Below are 21097 nucleotides of genomic sequence, written 5' to 3'. Positions count from 1 at the left end.
TACATGTATTGCCGGAGTTATTCTTCGACGGGAACTTCGGGAGCGGCATCGGCGGGGTCAACCTTCTCGACGGAGTCGTCGTCGACTTCGACACCCTCCACGTGATCGAAGGTTTCCTTCGCCTCGGCGCTATCCTGCTCGATGTCTTCCACGCTCGGGAGCGCAGTCGCATCTTGCACCACGTCACCATCGCGGAGGCTAATCGCCTTGACGCCCTGGGCGTTACGGCCCGTGAGGCGGATATCGGCAGCCTTGATTCGAATCACCTGGCCTTCGCGGCTGGTAATGATCAAGTCGTAGTCGTCTGCAACGCTTTCAACGAACACGGCGGCGCCCACCTTGTCGGTCACGTTCAAGTTGCGCACACCCTTGCTACCGCGACGGGTAATGCGGTAGGTCGAAGGTTCGCTGCGCTTGCCGTAGCCATTTTCGGTGATGGTCACAATCTTGTTGCCGGCCTTGAGCCACAGGAGAGAAATCACTTCGTCGCCTTCGGCCAAAGTAATGCCCTTCACGCCGTGCGTGCCGCGGCCCATGGCGCGGAAGCAGCTAATCGGGAATGTAACGGCCTGACCATTGCGGGTCGCAAGCATCAGCAAGTCCTTAGGAATCGGTCGGGCTTCCAAATCGTCGGCGTCGTCGCCTTCGACTTCCGGCGCATCGGTGACTTCGGCTTCGGGCGCGTTATCGTCGCCTTCACCGGCATTCAAGGAAGCCTTATATTCTTCTTCGGACATGCCAACGAGCTGAACCTTCACGAGTTCGTCGCCTTCGTCGAGGCTGATGGCGTTCACGCCCGCCTTGCGCGGACGGCTGAACAGCGTCAAATCCATCTTGTTGATAACGCCCTTCTTGGTCGCAAACACGAGGCAGAAATAGCCTCCGAACTTGCGCACCGGAACAATCGCCTGTACCTTCTCGCCCTCGACAAGTCCCACGAAGTTAACTATCGGGCGGCCCTTGCCGTTACGCGTGCCTTCGGGCAGGCGATAAACCTTGGTCCAGTAGGCGCGCCCCTTGTTGGTGAATACAAGCAGGTAGCTGTGGGTAGACGCCGTGAAAATCTGATCCACGTTGTCTTCTTCCTTGAGGGTGGCACCGATGATGCCCTTGCCGCCGCGGTTCTGGGCCTTGAACGTATCGATCGGAAGACGCTTGATGTAGCCTTCCTTGCTCAGGGTAATCACCTGTTCCTCTTCGGCAATCAGGTCTTCGTAGTCGCTATCGTCCACAGATTCGCCAATCGTGGTGCGGCGTTCGTCACCGTACTTGTCGACAATTTCATCGAGGCGCTTGAGGATAATCGCAATGCGGCGTTCGCGCTTGGCAAGGATATCTTCCAAGTCGGCAACCGTCGCGATGAGTTCGTTGTATTCCGCTTCCAACTTTTCGAGGTTGAGGCCCGTAAGCTGGGAGAGTCGCATATCGACAATCGCCTGCGACTGGATTTCGTCGAGATTAAAGCGATCCTGCAAGCTCTGCTTCGCGATTTCGGTCGTCTTGCTCGACTTGATAATCTGCACGACCTCGTCGATATTCTGGGTCGCGATGCGAAGTCCCTCGATGATGTGCAGGCGAGCCTTCGCCTTGTTCAAATCGAACTGCGTAGCACGGGTCACCACGTCCATGCGGTGATCGATATAAATCTGGACGAGATCCTTGAGGGTCAAAAGCTTCGGCAGGTTATTCACGAGCGCGAGGTTGTAGATGCTGAAGGTCGTCTGCAACTGCGTGTATTTGAACAAATTATTCAGGACAACCTCACCCACCGCGTCGCGCCTGAGTTCAATCACGATGCGCACATCCTTCGCCGATTCATCACGGATGTCGGTAATGCCGTCCACGCGCTTTTCGCGAACGAGGTCCGCAATCTTCTTGCAGAGTTCGGACTTGTTCACCATGTACGGGATTTCGGTCACAATGATGCGCGGCTTGCCCTTGGAATCGGTTTCGATTTCGGTACGGGCGCGCACGCGCACGCGGCCATGACCCGTGAGGTAAGCTTCGCGGAAACCGGAACGACCGCAGATGATGGCGCCCGTCGGGAAGTCCGGACCCTTCACGTACTGGAGCAGATCTTCGCCCGGGATTTCGGGATTTTCGGCAACCGCATGGATTGCAGCGGCGATTTCGCGCAGGTTGTGCGGAGCCATCGAGGTCGCCATACCCACGGCGATACCCGTCGTTCCGTTCACGAGCATGTTCGGAAGCGCGGAAGGCAGCACCAGCGGTTCTTCGAGGGTTTCGTCGAAGTTCGGGCCCATGTCGACGGTATCCTTTTCGAGATCCTCGAGCATCAGGGCACCCACGTTGTTCATCTTCGCTTCGGTGTAACGCATGGCGGCTGCGCCATCACCGTCGATGTTGCCGAAGTTTCCCTGGCCGAACACCAGCGGGTAGCGCAGCGAGAAGTCCTGGGCCATGCGGACCAAGGTTTCGTAGACAGCCGAGTCGCCATGCGGGTGGTATTTGCCGATGACATCACCCACGATACGGGCGCTCTTCACCGTCGACTTGTTCGGGACCACGCCCAGCTTGTGCATGCTGAACATCACGCGGCGATGCACCGGCTTGAAGCCGTCTCGTGCATCGGGAAGCGCACGCGCGACAATCACGCTCATGGAATAGCGCAGATAGCTATCCTGCATGTCCTGTTCAATCAGGCTCTTGAACTGCGATCCTGGAACCAATTCTTCTGACATTCTCTATCCTCTAGTTATTGCCTAGCCGTTCCCGGCAAGCATTTTATTTATCACTTCTAAACTTTTTTCATCGGTCTGGTCGATGCGATGCGGCGTAATCGTCGCGTAGCCCTGATGGAGCAAGTAATCGTCGCTATCCTCGGGCTGTTTTTCCCACAACTTGTCGCCATCCAGTTGCCAAAGTCCACCCTCATGCGAGTAGTGGTCCGTAAACATTCCAAGGGCCATTCTTGCTTCCCTGAAACCCCTGAATGTTTCGGCAGTGGCCTTTGGAAAATTCACGTTCCAGAAGACTCCTGCGGGGATTTTTTCAAACAGGCGATTTTGGACGACCCGCTCCGCAAACACCTTTGCAAATTCAAGCATGTTCGGCGTCACCCCGTGCAGCGAAAGCGCAATGCCAGGAACCCCCCAGAGAGCAGCCTCGCGCGCACCGGCAACCGTCCCCGAGTAAAGCGAGGAGACTCCGGAATTTTCACCCTGGTTCACACCCGAAAAACACACGTCAAAGGGCCCCGGACCGGCCCCCTCGGTAGAAAGACCATGGGAGGCAAAATGCCCGAGGGCAAATTTCACACAATCAGCAGGAGTCCCGGACATCGAATAGGCTTCAACAGAGGAACAATCCTTCCCCAGGTTCACCTTTTTTACCGAGAGCCCGCGACGTACCGTAAAGGCATGCGAGACACCGCTCTGTTCTTCTTCGGGAGCAAACACGTAAACCTCCGCTATGGGCACAAGAGCATTCGCCAAAGCAAGCATATAGCCGCTTTTTATCCCGTCATCGTTCGAGATGAGGACGCGTGGTTTTTGCGTGTTCTGCATGTCATCGGAAATATAGAAAAAACAGGAAATTTTAAGGAAAAATCAGCATATTTTTCTAGCTTTTTACGTGATGTATACCAAACCGAAATTCCTCGCAATGAAGGAGACCTCCAAGGCAAAACGCATGGCGGAACTCCTGCGCGTCATCATACTCCAACTGGGCGACGACGTGGCCCGCGCAAGGCGCGAATTCGAGACCTACGCCGGATGGATGAAGCTCCCCGAAACAGAGCGTCTCGTAGGCAAAAACCAGGCCCAGATGATTGACCTGTACAAGACGTTCCGCACAAGGGCAGGCCTCGGATTCGAACGCGACGTCTACCTGGAACAGGAACCGGGGGACCGCGAAACCCCGAACGAAAAGCCCCTCCCCTTCGCGGTGCTCGTCCACAACTTGCGCAGCGCCTTTAACGTGGGATCCATCATCCGGAGCACCGACTGTTTTGGGCTCGAAGGAGTCCACCTGAGCGGTTACAGCTGCGGACCCGACCACGTGACGGTAAAAAGCGCCGCCCGCGGATGCCAGGCATGGATTCCCATCAAGCGCTGGGACTCCCCCTTCGACTGCGTCAAGTGGCACAAGGACAACGGCTACGAAATCATCGCGCTCGAAACCGGCGAAGACATCCCGAGCATCAACGATGTGAAGTGGCCCAAAAAGGGACTCATCCTCCTCGGAAACGAAGAACTGGGAATCGCCCCCGAGCTCATGGCCGAAGCGACGATGAAGGTGACCATCCCGATGGCAGGCCGCAAGGCGAGCATGAACGTCGCGGGCGCATTCGCCATCATGGCATTCAAGATCAGGACCGACTGTAAGGAATAGCTTTCCCTAAGCCATCTTCGATGCGTCGGTTGCATTCGACGCATCGACCTTGCCCGCAAAGAAGCTGTAGGCCGCAGGCACAATAAACAGCGAGAGGAACGTGGCAAACGTGAGGCCACCCGCAATGGCGATGCCCATCGCGATGCGGCTGGGCGTGCCGGTCATGATGAGCGGCACCGCGCCCAATACTGTTGACAGGCTTGTCATCAGGATTGGGCGGAAGCGGCGTTCTGCCGCTAGCCGAGCCGCCTCGAGCTTAGAGCACCCGGTATTCGCCGCAATCTGGTTTGCAAATTCCACAATCAATATGCCGTTCTTCGTCACGAGCGCGATAAGCAAGATGAGCGCAATCTCGCTAAAGATATTGAGCGTCTGGCCGGTAATGAACAGGCAGGCGAGCGCGCCCGCAAGTGCGAGAGGCACCGTAAAGAAAATCACGAAGGGAGCGCGGAAACTTTCGAATTGCCCCGCAAGCACCAGGAACACAAGCGCAAGCGCAAGCAGGAACACGATATAGAGACCGCTGGAACTTTCCTCGAACTCCTTGGAGGAGCCGCTCAATGCGGTACTCACGCTCGGGTAATCCTTCAGCAAGTGCTTCGCAATCCGGCGCATCTCTTCCACGCCGTCGCCAATCGTCTTGCCGGGCACAAGGCCCGCCTGGATGGTGGCAGCGCTGAATCGGTTGAATCGCGGGAGCGACGGCGATGCGGACTGCTCGCTGAACGTGATGAAGTTATCGAGACTCACAAGTTCGCCCTTCGCGTTCTTGACCGTGAGCATCGCGATGTTCTCGGGCATGCTCCTGTACTGGTAACCCACCGCACCGATAATATCGTACTGGCGTCCGTCCTTGTAAAATTCGCCATAGCTCTGGTCGCTTATCGCAAGTTGCACCGCCTGGGCGATGTCGTTCACCGAAACGCCTTCCTCGTTCGCCTTGTCTCGCAAAATCTCGATATGCAGTTCGGGCTTCGTGAACCTCAGGTTCGTATTCACCACGCTGAACACCGGGCTCTTGCTCGCCTCTTCCTCGAACTTGGGCACGAGCGTGCGGAGAATCTCGATATTCGGGGCCTGCAACACGAACTGCACCGGGAGCCCGCCGCGCTGCGTGCTGATGCTCTGCGGTTCAAAAACCATCACGCGCAAATCGGGGTACTCATTACCGAGCACTTGGATGCTGCGGGCGATTTCGCTCTGCGGGCGGCGCGCCTTCTTGTCAGCGTTCAGGAATATGCGCATTCTGGAGTTGCCCGCGTTCCAAGCGCCCGCCTGAATTTCGGTATACTCGTTGGTATCCATGAGCGCGATGACTTCTTCGGCAAAGGCATCGGCCATGCGCTTGGTGCGCGTGAGCGTCACGCCTTCGGGCATGTTCAGGTTCACCATGACCGCGTTGGAGTCTTCCGTCGGGGCCATCTCGCTACTCATGTTGTTGAAGCAGAGGTACGCAATAGCCAGGAGGCCCGCCACTACCGGGAAAAGCAAGAATCGCAACTTGAGGAACCCACCGAGAAGCACAGCGTAAATGCGGTTGAGCCAGTCAAAGAACGGCTCGGTAACGCGGAAGAACCAACCCTGTTTTTGGCGGCTCAGGAACTTGGAACAGAGCATCGGCGAGAGCGTAAGCGCACAGAGCGTCGAGAGGAAAACAGTCCCGATCATCACCGCGACAAACTCGCGGAACAGGAGGCCCGTAGTACCGCCCAGCGCAAGCACCGGCACAAACACGGCCATGAGCACCACAGATGTCGCAATCACCGCGAAGAAGATTTCGTTTGTACCCGCGACCGCCGCCTGTTTGGGAGTCATGCCGCGTTCAATCTTGTGGTAGATGTTTTCCACAATCACGATGGCATCGTCCACCACAAGGCCAATCGCCAAGACCATCGCAAGCAAGGTCAGCACGTTGATACTGAACCCGCACAGATACAGCACGAAGAAGCTTCCGATAACGGCCACCGGCACCACCACCATCGGGATGAGCGTCGTGCGGGCCTGCCGCAGGAAGGCAAAGATAATCGCAATCACCAGCAGGAACGCGATAAAGATGGTCTCTACCACTTCCTTGATGGAAGCGCGGATGTTGATGGAGGTATCACGCCCGTAAAGCACCTGCACGCCCTCGGGAATCTCGCGGCGGATATCCTCCACGCGCCTGTAGAACTCGTTCGCGATTTCCACGTGGTTACTACCCGGCTGCGCCATCAGGGCGAGCGTGATGGAGTTCTTGCCGTTACGGCGGAACCCGGTACGCGTATCCTTCGGTTCGTAATGGATATCCGCCACATCGGAAATGCGGATGACGGTCCCGTCGGCAGCCGTCTTTACCGCGATATTCTCGAACGCTTTCGGGTCCAGAATGCGGCCCAGTGTGCGGATAGAAAGCGTTGTCTCGCTACCCTCGATAGAACCGGAGGGCAGTTCCAGGTTGCCGCGTTTGAGCGCCGCCGACATCTCGGCTCCCGAAACGCCAAGTGCCTGCAGGCGCACCGGGTCAATCCACAGGCGCACCGTCGGGCGCTTTTCGCCCCAGATGGCAACTTCCGACACACCGTTGATGGTCTGCAGGCGTTCCTTCACAAAGTTGTTCGCGATTTCGGAAACTTCCATCGGGTCGAGTTTGTCGCTCACGAGGCTCACCATCAATATCGGGTCGTTGTCGCTATCGGACTTGTAGACCGTCGGTTCATCGACATCGTCCGGAAGCCTGCGGCGCACGCGGCTCACGCGGTCGCGTATTTCGTTCGCGGCCGCCTCCAAGTCCATTCCCGTTTCAAACTCGATGTTGATGAAAGAGAAGCCGTCTCGGCTCGTGGAGGTAAGCGCCTTGATGCCCGATGCGCTGTTGATGGATGCTTCCAAGATTTCGGTGACTTCGGCCTCCACCACCGCGGCGTTAGCGCCCGGGTACGAGGTACGCACCTGAATCAAGGGATAGTCGACATTCGGGTATTCGCGCACGCCCAGGTTGCTTGCGCCAAACGCACCGAGCAAGATGATGACAAGCGCCATCACCGTCATGAGTACCGGGCGACGTACGGAAAGGTTCGCGACACTCATCCGCGTTTACTCCACTTCGTAATCGGCGTTGTGGCGGATTTCACGAATGCGCACAGAAATGCCTTCGCGCAGGCTAATGAGGCCCGAAGTAATCACGGTATCGCCCTCGTCGAGCCCTCCGGTCACATCGACCGTAATCGGCGTGCGGAGCCCGGTCTGTACGTGCTTGATTTTCGCCTTCCCGCCCGTAGCCACGAACACGTAGGCGCCGTCCTTGTCCAGCGTGAACGCCTCGGCCGGAATCGGGATGCTCTTTGCGACTCCCGCCTGCATAGTCACGTTCACTTTTGCGTAAGAACCTGCAAGGAGTTCGCCCCCTGCGTTATTGACTTCCACCAGCACCTGGCGGGTACGGCTACTTTCCGAAAGTCCCGCTTCCAGGGCCTTCACCTTGCCGTTTGCAGAAATATTGCGTTCCTCGTCCTTGAGTTCCACGGCATCGCCCGGCTTGAGGGCCGATGCATAGCGCTGCGGGAGGGCGAATTTCGCCTTCAACTTCTTCACTTCGCTGAGAGTTGCGACCGAGGTCCCGGTCGTGAGCCACGCGCCCACCGAAATGTTCACGAAACCGAGCTTGCCTGCAAACGGGGCCCGCACTTCGGTCTTCGCAATCTGCGCCCTGATGAGTTCCACCGACGCTTCCGCAGACTTGAGCGACGCTTCCGCCGCTTCCATGTCGGCCTTCGTCGCACCATCCTTCTCGTAGAGCCCCTTCGCGCGGTCGTACTTCTGCTGGGCGAGCTGCTTGTTCGATTCCGCCTGCTTGAGCTGCGCCCTGAGTTCGGAATCGTCAATCTTTGCAAGGAGCGTGCCCTTCTGCACCTGGGCGCCATCCTTCGCGTAAAGGTTCGTGAGCCTGCCGGACGTTGCCGCAGTCAGTTCCACACTGTTGAGGGGTTCGAGCGTCGCCATCGCAGAGAACGTCTTGCCGCCCTCGTGGGCTTCGGCAATATAGCCTTCCACAGCAATCTCGCGTGCAGGCCTGCCTCCCGGTCCGCCTTTCCCGCTCGGGCCCCCCTTGCCCGAAGCACCGGCACCCTTCGCACCGCTCGCAGCGGAATCTTCGCCACCGCAGGCGGCAAGGAAAAGGGCTACAAAAACGAATACAATAAACTTTTTCACGCGATTTAGATGCATATCGGGTACTAATGGTTGCATTTAAATGAAATTCCCCGGTCAAAATTTCACATTGAAAAGAAGCCCGCTGCCGTCTTCATAGAACTCGGGGGTCACCTTGAAGCGCTCCGTGAACGATTTGGAGGACGTCGCGCGGTAGATGCGCATGGCATCGAGCATGGAGACGACGCGGTTCAGCACCAGCGCCCCCACCGACACCTGGAAAATAATGCGGCTAACACGGTAATGGCGCAAACGACTCTTGAACTCGTCGATATGTTCCGTCGTCTCGGGATTGTCAGAACTACCCCAGTCCCACTGGATGCTCTCGTCGAGTTCGCTGTTGACATCCTTGCCCGCGCGGATCATCGCCTGGTTGTAGTCCTCGTCCATGTCGGGCGAGGAATTCTGCCCCGCAACGCCACCACGGCTCCGGTAGTCGCCCACCGTATTGAGCATCGAGATTTTCTTGCTAGAACTCGTGAGTCCCGCATACCGGACAGCATAGGAATGCGCCGAAGCGATGTATTTTTCGCCAATAAAATACGAACCGAAAGTCGTAAGCCAGAGGGCCGCATCAGTCCATACAAAAGGCCGCACAAGAGACTTCTCGCCCAGGTAAAGTTCGCCCATGCCTGGCAAGAGAGCAGATGCGCCCAACGCCAACCACAGACTCTTGTCCTGGTTCTTGCTCACGCTCTCGTCGACCGAAATCACGACCTGCGAAAAAGCGGCAGACGAGGCAACGAGGACTCCCAGGAGAACCGACAGGATTAGCCGCATCAGAATCCCCAGCTAGCCTGCACGCCCACGTCGAGTCCGTTGAATATGTTCACGTAGCTGTCGAAGTGGAGATGGTCGTACCACGAAAGTTCTTCGGAATAGAGCGCCTTGTTGTGCGCATTGGCCGTAAACGCAGCGTCAACCGCCGAGATAATATGGTTGAGGATAAGACCTCCAAAGAACCACACCTGCAAATCGGCGTAGTCGTTCGCCTTGTTGCGCATGGAACGGTACTTGTCCATGTTGGACGACTTTCCCAGCGGGACGATTCCGTCTTCCAGTTCGTCGTCCTCGAGCCCAAGGTTGATGGCCACCGCCGGGTCTTCCACATCGTCCCAGCCGAGCACATAGGTCTTGTCAGAAATCTGCTGGAACAGGGCGGAAGCATCGAAGAATGCGCCCACCGCCTTGGTCTCATCGCCAAGCGAAGCATCTTCCAGCGCCGACGCGTTCGAGACGGAGAACCGGTCCGTATGCGCCTTGTCCTTATAGAAGAGCCTTCCCGCCGTGTAACATCCCGAGTTGCCCGCATCGCCATAGATGGCCTCGCAGAACGCCTCGCGGCTGTTCATGTAGCGGGTCTCGAAGCGCGATTCTTCCGTCTCGTCCGAGAGCTGGCCGTAAAGTTCGCGCATGCCGGCCTCGTAGCGGCCAATGGAATAGTGCTTCTTCGCGAACTTCTTGTACTTGTCGACCTGGTCGTTATACTTGTAGACCGAGAAATAGCCCCAGCTGGTCCAAAGGGCGGCCTCGAGCGCGAGGTAGGCGCCACCGCGGACATAGGTGAACGTGGACCCGCCCACGTAGAGCTGGCCCGAACCAGGAACCACGAGCGACATGAACAGCGCCTTGCGCGGGCTCTTGTAACGGCCCTTGAGTTCGTCAATGCCGTAGACCTTGGACACCTTCACCGGACCGAGAAGGTCGCGGCGGCTCATGGAACTGGAAGAGATGTCCGGAGCCGGCTGTTCGGAACTACTGGAGCTGAGGGCAGCAAGCGAATCGCGGATACGGTTCTCTTCGGAAAGCCTCTTCATCTCCGCGGCGTAGGCTTCTTCGGGAGTCATCTGCATCGCGGAATCGCCGGCAGCGGAGTCGGCAACCGCCGTATCGGCAGGAGCAGCCGTGTCCGCCACAGCGGGGGCGGTCGTGTCGGCAACCGCGGGGGCAGCAGAATCAGCCGGAGCGGCAGGCTGTTCGGCAGAAGACGAGAGCGGGGCGCTCGACGGCGAAACGGGTACGCTGGAAGACGAGGCAACCGCGCTAGAAGAAACGGCGACACTCGACGAGGATAACACCACCGAGGAACTGGAAACTTCCTGGGCAGCCTCGTTTTCGGCCTCGAACTCCGCGAACAGGTCGCGGGGCTGGGCAAGGGACTGGCCCACAAAGACACTGGCCACGCAGGCCACAAATGAAAGAGCGAACTTACGCATATAGCCTTAAAATAGCAAAAACAGCGCCACACGAAAACACCTGTCCAAGCTGCCCATTTGCAAAAGGGCACATGTAAATAAAAATTTCAGGGTCAATTTGGCTCATTTTCCCGTTTCGGTCGTTTTTAGTAATAGATAGGGAGCGTTCTCCTGTCTGGAACACAAAGGAGTCAGAATTGACTAGAAATGAATACTCAGTTTTTCTCGACATGCTCAAGGAGGCCGAAAAGCAAGGCAAAGATCTCGATGCTATCATCAAGGAGCATGAAAATGAAAACGTGTACATATACAACGACGCCTGCTTCAAGAAGATTTTCGCAAGCGAGAAGAACATAGCCTTGACGACGGACCTCGTGAACGCAGCATTGAATCTTGAGGGCGCCAACCGCATCGAGAACCCAAAGCTCGTGAATCCGTTCATTCCCGGCGAAGTTGGCTACCGAAATTCAGAACCAGACCTTCTGCTAATCCACGATCGCGGCGACGACCGCCCGCGCGACCGCATCTCCATCGAAATTCAGCACAAGGATCGCACGCTTTTCAAAAACCGCGTCATACTTTATGTAGCACGGCACACTAGCAACATGGTGAAAAAGAACGAACCCCCTATTTTGGAGAATCTGAACCTGCTGGCTTTCCAGTTTTTCAATGCATTTCCGTGGAAGGTCTCACATCAATACCGCCACACGGTACAGCTTCGGAACCAGGACATGCAGCTTTATTTCGACAAGCAGGTCATCACGGTTGTCGAGGTGCAGAAGTTTCACGACCATTCCGATGTCTTCGTAGATGACCATAGCCGCCTTGCCCAGTGGCTCCGTGCCATCGATGCGCTAAACCACGAAGCTGATTTCAGCGAGTTTGCGGAGGACCCCGTGTTCAGGGTATTGCAAAACGAGGCAAAATTATGTAATTTCAGTTCTAGATACCTCATGACGGAGGAAATGAAGATGATTGACACAGCGCTCGAAGTTTTTAACAAGCAGGAAGAAATCGCGAGAAATTTCCTGAAAGATGGCGTTTCCGAGGAAAAGGTCGCCCGGAATACGGGCGTTCCCCTGTATATGGTCCGCGAGATGAAGGAAAAGATGAAATAGAGACTGCTCTACTTCCCTTTGAACATATCGAATTCAACCCTACACCGGGTTGGATTTTTTTATAAACTAATCATTTGCGAAGATTCAATCAATCCGGCACGTCTTTTACGCAACGGAGTGCCGCTGCAATTTTTTTGCTCCACAAAACAACAGCAAATTCATCTCGCCACCCATCATATAATATGAGTGGGTGATAAGCATTAACATAAGCTTCATCGCAATAATAATCCGAAGACAACCACAACGACGCACCCGAAACGCCACCCTGCCCCCAAAAATATTTTTCTTCCGAATCATAATATCCAGCAACCAACTTTTCTGAATCAAAATCATCGCAACCGTAATCCACAAAGCAATCGAAATATTTAACAGTCTTGACGTGTTCATCATAAGATGGCACATGCCATCCTTCTGGGCATACTCCACGAATTGTTTTGTAAAATTCGTTATATCCCAAACATTTATGCCACTCATTTTTCGACAAGTAATAGCCACACCCTTTACCTTCATCACTGAACAAAGCCGCGCTATCCATCACAGCGGACCACAAATACAACCGACCATATCTTTCACAATTATCTGGATTGTTATCATAACACCAGCTAGACGAATCTAATTCCGCCGTTGGCTGGATATAGGCATATTTCAGATTTTCCACCATCCAGGTTTGACGAGGTACATTTGTCCAATTAGGGTTTGAAATTTCAATAGTCATTGTCTTATAAACCCGTCCATCACGTTCGTCCATCATCTCACCATAAGATATATACCAAATATTAGGTAAGGAACTTGAAGAACTTTCAATCGACGAAGAACTCGAACCAATTTCAACAGATGACGAGACCAGGTTGTCAGATGAACTCGAAACAACCAAATCTTCGCTAGAAGAAAAACCTTCGGAATCCGAAGAAACTGATATAGGAGCATTTTCGCTGGATGAACAAATCTCAGCGGAGGATTCTTCAGGATACTCAAGAGGTTCCGACGTTCCTTCTTCGCCGCAAGAAAGGAGGCTTAGCGCAATACCGACTGCCAAGATGATTTTCGATGTATGTCGCATTTTTCCTTTCACCTCCCCCTTAATATACATTGTTTTGAGCGCAAATAGCAAATTAGAGGTTATAGAAAAAGCCGCTCCCGAATCGGGAACGGCCTTTTCAAGTTTTACCTTGTTGGCGCTATTACTTCTCAGCGACCACCCAAACCTTGACCTGAGCTTCTACGTCGCTGAACACCTTGATGGTGACAGTGTAGACACCGAGCTGCTTGATGGGCTCTTCGAGGGCAACCTGAGCACGGCTGACCTTGACACCCTGCTTGGTGATGGCATCGGCGATGTCGGCAGCGGTCACAGAACCGTACAGACGTTCGCCTTCCACGACGCGGCGTTCGAGGTTGACAGAAACCTGGGAGAGCTTGGCAGCGACGTCACCGGCGGCGGCGAGTTCCTTCTGGAACTGGGCCTCGAGGGCGGCGCGGTTGCTTTCGATCTGGGCCTTGGCTTCCTTGGTAGCACGGACGGCGAGCTTGCGCGGGAAGAGGAAGTTACGGGCATAGCCGTCCTTCACCTTCACGACGTCGAGCATCTTGCCCAAGTGGGGAACATTGGCTTTAAGAATAATTTCCATAGTCTAGTTCCTCCTTAGCGCAGGCTGTCCGAAACGAATGGGAGAATGGCCATCTGGCGGGCGCGCTTGATAGCCTCGTTCAGCATACGCTGGTACTTGGCGGACGTGCCGGAGATGCGACGCGGGATAATCTTGCCACGTTCAGAGATGAAGCGACGGAGAGTCTTCTCGTCCTTGTAGTCAATGAACTTGACATTGTTTTCCGTGAACCAGCAAGTCTTCTTGCGGCGGATACGCGGAGCCTGTTTCTTGTCTTCAAAAGCCATTATTCAGCCTCCCCTTCTTCTGCGTCGACCGGGATGATTTCCTCGGTGGACTGAGCCATATCCTGGTTGTAGACGATTTCGCTCATCGGATAATCAGCGAGGGTCATCCAGCGGAGAGCGTTCTCGTTCAGCTTGAGGGCAGCTTCCATGTTCGCCACCACAGAGGCTTCGGCCTTGTAGTAGAAAATCACGTAGTAGCCGTGCTGGCGCTTGTTGATGGTGTAGGCGAGCTTGCGCTTGCCCCAGTCGTCGCGACGGAGAATTTCACCGCCGCCGTTGGTGATCATGGCACCGATGTTCTCGACTTCAGCGTTGATGGCGTCGTCAGAGATCATAGCGTCGATGATAACCATCGTTTCGTATTGTCTCATAATGAGTCCCTTTGGTCTATCGCCCGGCTACCGACATTGGCTCCGGGAGGGTTCCGACTAAAATCGGTGCGGCAAATATAGAAAACGAGGCCTTTTTGTCAACACGGACCGGCCCTTGAGGTCGAACTTGGCCGCTTTCGAGGGAAAAACGCCCCTGTACGTGTAGGGGGAACGGCGGATGGAGGTCGGACCATCCCCGAACGAGCCCTCCGGGTCGATTTCGCGGATACTTACATATTTATATTCGCCCTGGACCACGTTGCTCTGGTTGCCGTCGGTGCGCATCAGGGCTATTCCCCCGCCCTCGACGATAGGCGCGAGGGCGTCCTCGAGACCGTTATAATCCTTGCAGCCGTCGATTTTCGCGGCCCCGCCCGAAGCCCCGGACCAGTCCTTCCCCTCGTCGAGCGCCTCGCCGACCTTCTCCCATTTCGCGTTAGCGGGCTCGCCGTTCGAGGTGGAATCGATGTAGAGTTCGAGCTTCACGGATGCATCCGTTATGTTGTACACAATAAACTTCATGCCGATCCAGCGCCCCGTCGGGAGCTTCGCGCCGCCCCAGAGAGGCGTCTGCTTGCCCATCACGCCCTCGCTCTGGTAGTAGCTGCCGGGGTGTTTCCATTCCTTCTCGAAATCCCACTTGCCGTCGTGCCGGAACCTTGCGTAGTACGTGTTCGCGTCGCAGTTGTTGCCCCCGCCGCTCGCATGCCCAAGCGCGCCGCTCCGCACGCCCATCACCATGCCGCCGTAGTCGGGGCCGTTTGCGGAAGCCTCGCCCCTGCGGTAGTAGGCGGTAAACTCCACGTCGCGATAGAACTGCTTCTTTGCGGCCCAAGACGTCTGACTGTTGATGTGGAACCGCGGGCCGGAACTCATCATCTGCATGACACCCTTGCCGTCTATCTTGAAGAAGGGAGACGCGTCGCCCGCGCTACGGTTGTCCGTCCATTCCAGCGGATCGTCGGCATCGCCATCCCATTCGATACCGCGCGCATGGCCGTTAGCCCAGTGCGCCGAATTCCATTCGACAGTACCCGACTTCGTGGGATAGAACTTCTCTATGCCGAAGGTATCGCGCGGGGATTCCTCGGCAAAGGCAACCGTGCACGCGAAAGCCAAAATCGAAACTGAACGCCAAAGACATTTTCCTGTACCCATAGAGCACACCTCACTACATAGGAATATATGTTTTTTCGGGCGCGAATCACGCCTTTTTCTCGTTTTTTTGTTAAATTTCACCACATGAAAATTTCGGACAAGGCTATCGGCTACTTTTCGCTACTCGCCCTACTTGGGCTGTTCGCGGGCATCGCCTACGGCATGTTCGAGGCACACGAAAAGGTCACCTACAAGGCCTACGTCGACTTCAAGGAGCTCGGGTCGCTACAGCCCGAAGACCCGGTGGTCATCCGCGGCTACACCGTGGGCACAATCGGCAAGGTAACATGGCTGGGCGACCGCGCCCGCGTGGAAATCAAGTTCGACGAGCCCCGCACCATCCGCGAGGGCACGAAGTTCAACAACGTGAACTACGCCATCATGGGCCAGCGCAGGCTCGAAATCGTCCCGAACAAGAACGGCAAGGTCCTCCCCGAAGACTTTATCCACCAGGGCAACTTCGAGCCCGGCATCGCCGAGGCGCTCCGCTACATGGAAGACGTCAACGAACAGCTTAACCACGTGCGCGAGGTCATCACGCTCATTACCGAGGGCGACTCCACCCACAAGTCCGTAAAGGAAATCTACGAGACCGTGATGCAGACGACCGAAGGGATCCTCGACAATGCCGACAAGACTCTCGACAAGCTCTCCCCCGCCATCAAACAGCTTGTAGGACAGCTGAACCAAGCGGCGAATTCCGTAGCCGACATGGCAAACCAGGTGGACACGACCGTCAAGGTGACAACGGACGCCCTCAACGAGAAAATTGCGCAGGCCGACAGCGCCATCCACGCCATCACCGAAGGCACGAAGAAGGCCGAACAGATTATCGCAACCATCGAGAGCACCCCCGCCGTGGACAAGCTCCTGAACACGAAGGACCTCGTCGACCGCGCGAACGACCTTGTCAAGAAGACGCAGGCGCTCATCGCCGCCATCGACACGAAGGGCGTCAAGATGTACGACGACCAGGGCAAAGAAGTCAGGCTCTTCACCTGGAAGAACACGAACCTTATCGGCAAGACAGCCCGCGAAAAGGCGAAACTCCGTGCCGAAAAAGGAGAAAGCCTTCCGGATTCCGGCCCCGCCGAGAGCGAGTAACGCGCAAGCAAGAAGGCTCCACCCATGGAAATTTCACAGCTTCCAGGACTCGGCCCCAAACGCGTCGAGGCTCTCCGTAAATCGGGGCTAGTCTCCATCGCGGACCTCCTCTACAATATACCGCGCACCTACCTCGACCAGACCAAGGTTTCAACCATCGGCAACTGCCATCCGGGCGAAAAGGTCGTGCTTATCGGCACCATCAGCCGTTCCGGAATCGTGCGGGGGCGCAGTTCCAGATTTATCGCCACCCTCACCGACGGCTCCGGCGAAATCCAGCTGCTTTTTTTCCGAGGCACGAGTTTCTGGGCCAGGAAAATCAAGAACGGCACCCGCTGGCTCGTCACGGGCCAGGTCGGTGAATACCGCGGACTGCAAATAACGCATCCCGACCTGCAGCCTATCGACGAAGGAGAAGAATTCAACGGCTGCATCCAGCCCATCTACCCCATCAGCGAAGCCTGCCGCGAAGCCCGGATGGAACAGAAGTTCTTCCGCGGTCTCTACAAGACGGTTTTCAACTTCCCGGGACTCACGCTCTCCGGGCTATGCCCCAGGGAACTGACCGACTACCTGCATTTCGCGCCCGTCATGGCGAATCTCCGCACGCTGCACCAGCCGCAGGATTTCCCGTCGATCTACAAGGCGAAACGCGAACTCAAGGTACTCGAGCTACTGCCGTTCTGCCTGCGCATGGTCAAGCGCCGCGAGAACCAGAAACTGCGCGGTCACGAGCGCCAAATCGACCTCGGGACGGTAATGGCCGCAAAAGCAAGGTTGCCGTTCTCGCTCACGCGCGGACAGGAAGAGGCTCTCGACACGATTGTCGCGGGGCTCAACGGCAAAAAGCAGTTCCACGCGCTTTTGCAGGGCGACGTCGGCTGCGGAAAGACAGTTGTAGCGATGCTTGCGATAATGGCCGTATGCGGCGCGGGCGAACAATGCGCCCTCATGGTCCCGACCGACATCCTCGCGCGACAGCACTTCAAGAGCCTCAAGCCGTTTTTTGACGCGGCAGGGCTCAGCGTGCGCCTGCTGGTAGGCGCCACCCCCGCCGCAGAAAAGAAGACAATCCTCGGCGAACTGCAGATGGGACTTGCAAACGTCGTCATCGGCACGCACGCGCTGTTCAGCAAGGATGTCACATTCGCGAAGCTCGGGTTCGTCATCATCGACGAACAGCACCGCTTCGGCGTAGGCCAGCGCGAAGCGCTTCTTGCCAAGGGAGACTACCCCGACATGCTCGTGATGAGCGCCACCCCCATTCCCCGAAGTCTCGCGATGACGCTCTATGGCGACCTGAAGGTCATAAGCATCAAGGAAAAGCCCGCAGGCCGGAAGCCCATCAAGACGCGCCTCGTAAACGCAAGCAAGCGCGACGACATGAAGAAATTCATTTGCACGGAAGCCGCCGGCGGGAACCTCTGCTACTGGATTGCGAGCCGCGTCGGCACGGACGAGGAAGGTAGCGCCCGGAGCGTCGACGAAATTGTCGATGAACTGAGGAACTACATCGCGGGGCCGGGCAGGGCCATCCCGGGAGGAGCAACGCTCAAGGTCGCGGGAGTCCACGGCCAGATGGACGAGGCGCAGCGCGACGCCATCATCGCAAGATTCGCGAAAGGCGAAATCCACATTCTCGTAGCGACGACCGTCATCGAAGTCGGCGTGAACGTGCCCGCCGCGAACCTCATGGTCATCGACCAGCCAGACCGATTCGGTCTGGCGCAGCTGCACCAGCTGCGCGGCCGTGTAGGCCGGGGCGATGCCCAGGCATGGTGCTTCCTGATGATTCCCGAGGGCGACGCGGCGGATTCCAGCATGGAGCGGCTATCGCAGTTCTCGCAAACCGAAGACGGCTTCGAGATCGCCGAACTCGACCTGCAAAACCGCGGCGCAGGCAACCTCGAAGGCAACGAACAGAGCGGCGCATGGGTGTTCCGCTGGTTCGACTGGATTGCCGACCAGGAACTCATCAGCCAGACGCTCGAAACGGCAGAACACATCCTGAAGGATTCGGGTTCATTCGACGAAAGCGCCCGCATGAAAATCCAGGCCTGGTACGGCGAAAAGGAATTCGCAAACGAAGACGGCGTGCACTAGGTATGCGCGTTTCGAGCAGCAATTAAATCAAATTGGTGAACGTGCCGAGCACAAGCGCAAGGAGCGCGATATTCAAGAAGAACATGGCGCGGCGCACTATCATGAAGAACACCGCCTGCCAATGCAGGATGCCGTCCGTCGGCGCAATCAGTTCCTTGACAGCGAGGAACATGTTGAGGATGCCCGTAAGTACCATCATCAGCGCACCCGCGAAGTAGCCCTCGTTCCAGACCATCACCGTAACGACAATGCCCGCCACCATCGCAAAAAAGCCGATGATGACCTCTACACGCAGGAACATGGACTTTATCTTGCGCGCCAGGGAACGGACCTCGTTTTGTTTTTGTTCATCCATAATCGAAAATATACAAAAGGATGGGAGACGCTACAACGAGTAGCTCGTCGTAATGGAGTAATGCAGATCCCCCTTGCGCTCCCCGTTCAGGGGCACACTCACGTCGACCTTGTTCACCAGCCTGGAGATGGACTTAGTCTGTACAAATCGAACGCCTAGCCCAAGCACATAGACCAGGTCGTCGCGGTTGATATCCGAGAAGTTCCACGCCGTTTCGCCGATGCTTCCATACCCGACAAAAACGGGAACCAGCGTGAGAATTTCGAATCGCGGGAACCAGCGCTGTTCAAGGCTGCCGTAGACCCTCGCCTGTCCCGTGTAATATCCGGTCGGGAAACCAACAAAGCCGTCGGAGCCGCCCAGCGAAAGCTGGTAGCCAAGGCGCGCATCGTCATAGAAGTCGGCAAGCCCGGTCAGCACCGTCGAGAACCGGTCATTCGGGTGGAAAATGTATTCTCCCTTGAGCCGGCCGAAAAAGTCGTGCTTTTCGCCATGGTCCAGGTAAAAATGCGCATTCGACGAAAGAGTCAGGTGGTGCATGCCGAAACCGAGGTAGAGATTCATCCAGAAATCGAACCGGATGTCGTTATCGGCAGCCCCGATCTGCTCGTAGTTCTTGGAAACCTGCACCTTCGCCGTCCAGCCACGATCCACGTCCTCGGTCCACTTCGCATTGTGGAAGTTGCGGATCTTCTCGTAGCGCAGGTTCGAATACATAACGTAAGCGCCGAGCCTCGAATCCTTGCGTTCCGGAAGCCATTCGTTCCATGCCGAGGCCGAATCGATGGCATAGGACTTTTCGCCATCGGTGAACAAGTACCGCGAAAGTTCTCCCTTGCTCGCGGTAAGCCTGCGGTAGTCGTAAGTCGCACCGAGGTAAATCTTGCGCTGTGTTCCGCCAAAGGAACGGCTAATCCTGAAGCTCAGCGAGTCGCTCACGAACTTCTTTACCTGCATGAGTTCGACCGTTTTCTTGCCGTTATATTTCTGCAAGGAATCCAGCGGCTTGTCCGTCGGGTACTCAACTGCCCCGGCAGGCATGTCGCCACTGCCATAAACGTAGTAATAGCTCTCGTTCTTGAGGCCTGCAAGCGTGTAGGCCCACTGGTTCACACTCCGGCTGAGGAACGGCACATACATCTGCCAGCTCGCGAGGTAGCCGTCGGTATTGTAGCTGTAGAGAAAATCGAGATGGTTGTAGCGGAAAATAAAATGCGGGTCGCCGTATTCCACCTGCCACATGTCGCGAAACTCGTTATGCCCGAAATAGAACCCGAGCAACTGGCCGAGGCCGAGGAAGTTGCTTTCCTGCACGCCGACACCCCAGTTGAAATTGTCGTAGCTCCATTCGCTGCCGCTGAACCCGAAACTAACCGGAATCGTCAGCGTCCAGTTGTCGCTCGTATGCACATTCACGATGTTTTTCCCGCCATCCTCGGAGACCGTAATGGAGGCGTCGCTCAAGAAACGCTGCTCGCGCAGGAAGCGTTCCGATTCAAGCATCAGGTCGAGATTCGCCAAATCGCCCTGATTAAAAAGGAGGAGCTTGCGGACCGTGTGCTCGCGGGTCTCGATATGGATCCAGTTCAAGAAGCGATAGGCAAGCGCATCGTACTTGGTATGCACCTTGGAATCGTCGAACGCATCGCCGATATCGTAGACGATGCTATCCACATGAAAAAGGGAGGTAGAATCCGCAACCGGCAATTCGGCCGCCACGGGAAAAGCCACAAGCAGTAAAAGAAATGAAAAAGCAATCAAGAAACGCACACGCACAATATAGAAAATACGCATCTTGCACGAACCATGCCATTTTTCTAAATTTGCCTGCGGGTAGCGGATGGCCGCCGGCAGCAATGCTGGAGGAAAGTCCGGGCACCACAGGGCAGGATGCTGGATAACGTCCAGGCGCGGAAACGCGACAGACAGTGCAACAGAAAGCAAACCGCCAGGTTCGGGCGCAAGCCTGAGCAAGGTAAGGGTGAAATGGCGAGGTAAGAGCTCACCGCGTTCCTGGTGACAGGGACGGCACGGTAAACCTCATCCGGTGCAAGACCAAGCAGGAATCCGTCCGCAAGGACCGGCTGCGGCCCGCGGCTGTTGGATATCCGGGTAGGTCGCTTGAGGCGGTCGGTAACGACTGGCCCAGAGAGATGGTCATCGCCCCGCAAGGGGTACAGAACCCGGCTTATAGATACCCGACTTGAAGGCTCCCGCCAACCGCGGGGGCCTTCTCCTTTTCACCGTAGCCGCCCCTTCAT

General features: G+C 56.2%; 17 protein-coding genes and 1 other RNA gene. 5 read left to right on the top strand and 13 right to left on the bottom strand.

All coding sequences use genetic code 11. From position 1 onward, the window contains the following. Nucleotides 1–17 precede the first annotated feature (17 nt). Nucleotides 18–2702 (bottom strand): DNA gyrase subunit A, encoded by a 2685-nt coding sequence (gene gyrA, locus B4B27_RS13330; protein WP_290727133.1) that lies wholly within the window; start codon nt 2700–2702, stop codon nt 18–20. Between the two features lie 21 nt (nt 2703–2723). Then, nucleotides 2724–3527, bottom strand: coding sequence for a 5'/3'-nucleotidase SurE (gene surE / locus B4B27_RS13325; RefSeq protein ID WP_290727132.1), 804 nt, complete (start codon nt 3525–3527; stop codon nt 2724–2726). Nucleotides 3528–3597: 70 nt separating this feature from the next. On the opposite strand from surE, the gene B4B27_RS13320 reads away from it, so the two are divergent. Beyond that, entirely contained in the window at nt 3598–4353 is a 756-nt protein-coding gene (locus B4B27_RS13320) for a TrmH family RNA methyltransferase (protein WP_290727326.1), read from the top strand. A 6-nt stretch (nt 4354–4359) separates the two neighbouring features. On the opposite strand, the gene B4B27_RS13315 is transcribed toward B4B27_RS13320, so the two are convergent. The 4 genes from B4B27_RS13315 to B4B27_RS13300 are packed head-to-tail and all read right to left on the bottom strand — an operon-like array spanning nt 4360 to nt 10754. Next, on the bottom strand, nt 4360–7419 hold the full coding sequence (locus B4B27_RS13315; protein WP_290727131.1) for an efflux RND transporter permease subunit: 3060 nt from the start codon (nt 7417–7419) through the stop codon (nt 4360–4362). A gap of 6 nt (nt 7420–7425) precedes the next feature. Then, nucleotides 7426–8541, bottom strand: coding sequence for an efflux RND transporter periplasmic adaptor subunit (locus B4B27_RS13310; protein WP_290727130.1), 1116 nt, complete (start codon nt 8539–8541; stop codon nt 7426–7428). Between the two features lie 54 nt (nt 8542–8595). Further along, a complete protein-coding gene (locus tag B4B27_RS13305; protein WP_290727129.1) occupies nt 8596–9318 on the bottom strand; it encodes a hypothetical protein in 723 nt (240 codons plus the stop codon). Beyond that, the gene (locus B4B27_RS13300) at nt 9318–10754 is read right to left on the bottom strand and encodes a hypothetical protein (RefSeq protein ID WP_173381482.1); all 1437 of its coding nucleotides are present in this window, start codon (nt 10752–10754) and stop codon (nt 9318–9320) included. Before B4B27_RS13300 ends, B4B27_RS13305 begins: the two co-directional genes overlap by 1 nt. Nucleotides 10755–10930: 176 nt before the next feature. Here B4B27_RS13300 and B4B27_RS13295 point away from each other — a divergent pair, with 176 nt between their 5' ends. Next, nucleotides 10931–11851: a PD-(D/E)XK nuclease family transposase gene (locus B4B27_RS13295; RefSeq protein WP_290727128.1), complete on the top strand. Its 921-nt coding sequence runs from the start codon at nt 10931–10933 to the stop codon at nt 11849–11851. An 88-nt stretch (nt 11852–11939) separates the two neighbouring features. Here the strand turns inward: B4B27_RS13295 and B4B27_RS13290 are convergent, their stop codons facing one another. The 5 genes from B4B27_RS13290 to B4B27_RS13270 form a co-directional block, all read right to left on the bottom strand. Next, nucleotides 11940–12923 carry an FISUMP domain-containing protein gene (locus B4B27_RS13290; RefSeq protein ID WP_173381480.1) on the bottom strand — a complete coding sequence of 328 codons (984 nt, stop codon included), beginning with the start codon at nt 12921–12923 and terminating at the stop codon, nt 11940–11942. Nucleotides 12924–13032: 109 nt separating this feature from the next. Continuing rightward, entirely contained in the window at nt 13033–13479 is a 447-nt protein-coding gene (gene rplI, locus B4B27_RS13285) for a 50S ribosomal protein L9 (protein WP_173366111.1), read from the bottom strand. Nucleotides 13480–13493: 14 nt separating this feature from the next. After that, nucleotides 13494–13745: a 30S ribosomal protein S18 gene (gene rpsR / locus B4B27_RS13280; protein ID WP_173366110.1), complete on the bottom strand. Its 252-nt coding sequence runs from the start codon at nt 13743–13745 to the stop codon at nt 13494–13496. Continuing rightward, a complete protein-coding gene (rpsF, locus tag B4B27_RS13275; protein WP_173366109.1) occupies nt 13745–14116 on the bottom strand; it encodes a 30S ribosomal protein S6 in 372 nt (123 codons plus the stop codon). The genes rpsR and rpsF overlap by 1 nt, the downstream gene beginning before the upstream one ends. Nucleotides 14117–14173: 57 nt before the next feature. After that, the gene (locus tag B4B27_RS13270; protein ID WP_290727127.1) at nt 14174–15274 is read right to left on the bottom strand and encodes a hypothetical protein; all 1101 of its coding nucleotides are present in this window, start codon (nt 15272–15274) and stop codon (nt 14174–14176) included. A gap of 84 nt (nt 15275–15358) precedes the next feature. Between B4B27_RS13270 and B4B27_RS13265 the strand changes: the two genes are divergently transcribed. After that, entirely contained in the window at nt 15359–16378 is a 1020-nt protein-coding gene (locus B4B27_RS13265) for an MlaD family protein (RefSeq protein ID WP_290727126.1), read from the top strand. A 24-nt stretch (nt 16379–16402) separates the two neighbouring features. Then, complete coding sequence (locus B4B27_RS13260; protein ID WP_290727125.1) at nt 16403–18481, top strand: ATP-dependent DNA helicase RecG; 2079 nt, start codon at nt 16403–16405, stop codon at nt 18479–18481. 22 nt (nt 18482–18503) lie between these two features. Here the strand turns inward: B4B27_RS13260 and B4B27_RS13255 are convergent, their stop codons facing one another. After that, nucleotides 18504–18836: a hypothetical protein gene (locus B4B27_RS13255; protein WP_290727124.1), complete on the bottom strand. Its 333-nt coding sequence runs from the start codon at nt 18834–18836 to the stop codon at nt 18504–18506. Nucleotides 18837–18866: 30 nt separating this feature from the next. Then, nucleotides 18867–20606, bottom strand: a complete 1740-nt coding sequence (locus B4B27_RS13250) for a hypothetical protein (protein WP_290727123.1) — start codon at nt 20604–20606, stop codon at nt 18867–18869. Between the two features lie 60 nt (nt 20607–20666). Here B4B27_RS13250 and rnpB point away from each other — a divergent pair. Further along, nucleotides 20667–21041: RNase P RNA component class A (gene rnpB / locus B4B27_RS13245), an RNA gene on the top strand. Nucleotides 21042–21097 lie beyond the last annotated feature (56 nt).

It is taken from the genome of Fibrobacter sp. UBA2449 (assembly GCF_002342555.1).
Lineage (GTDB): Bacteria > Fibrobacterota > Fibrobacteria > Fibrobacterales > Fibrobacteraceae > Fibrobacter.
The sequence above is the reverse complement of the archived record's forward strand: the minus strand, read 5'-3'. Positions and strand labels throughout refer to the sequence as shown.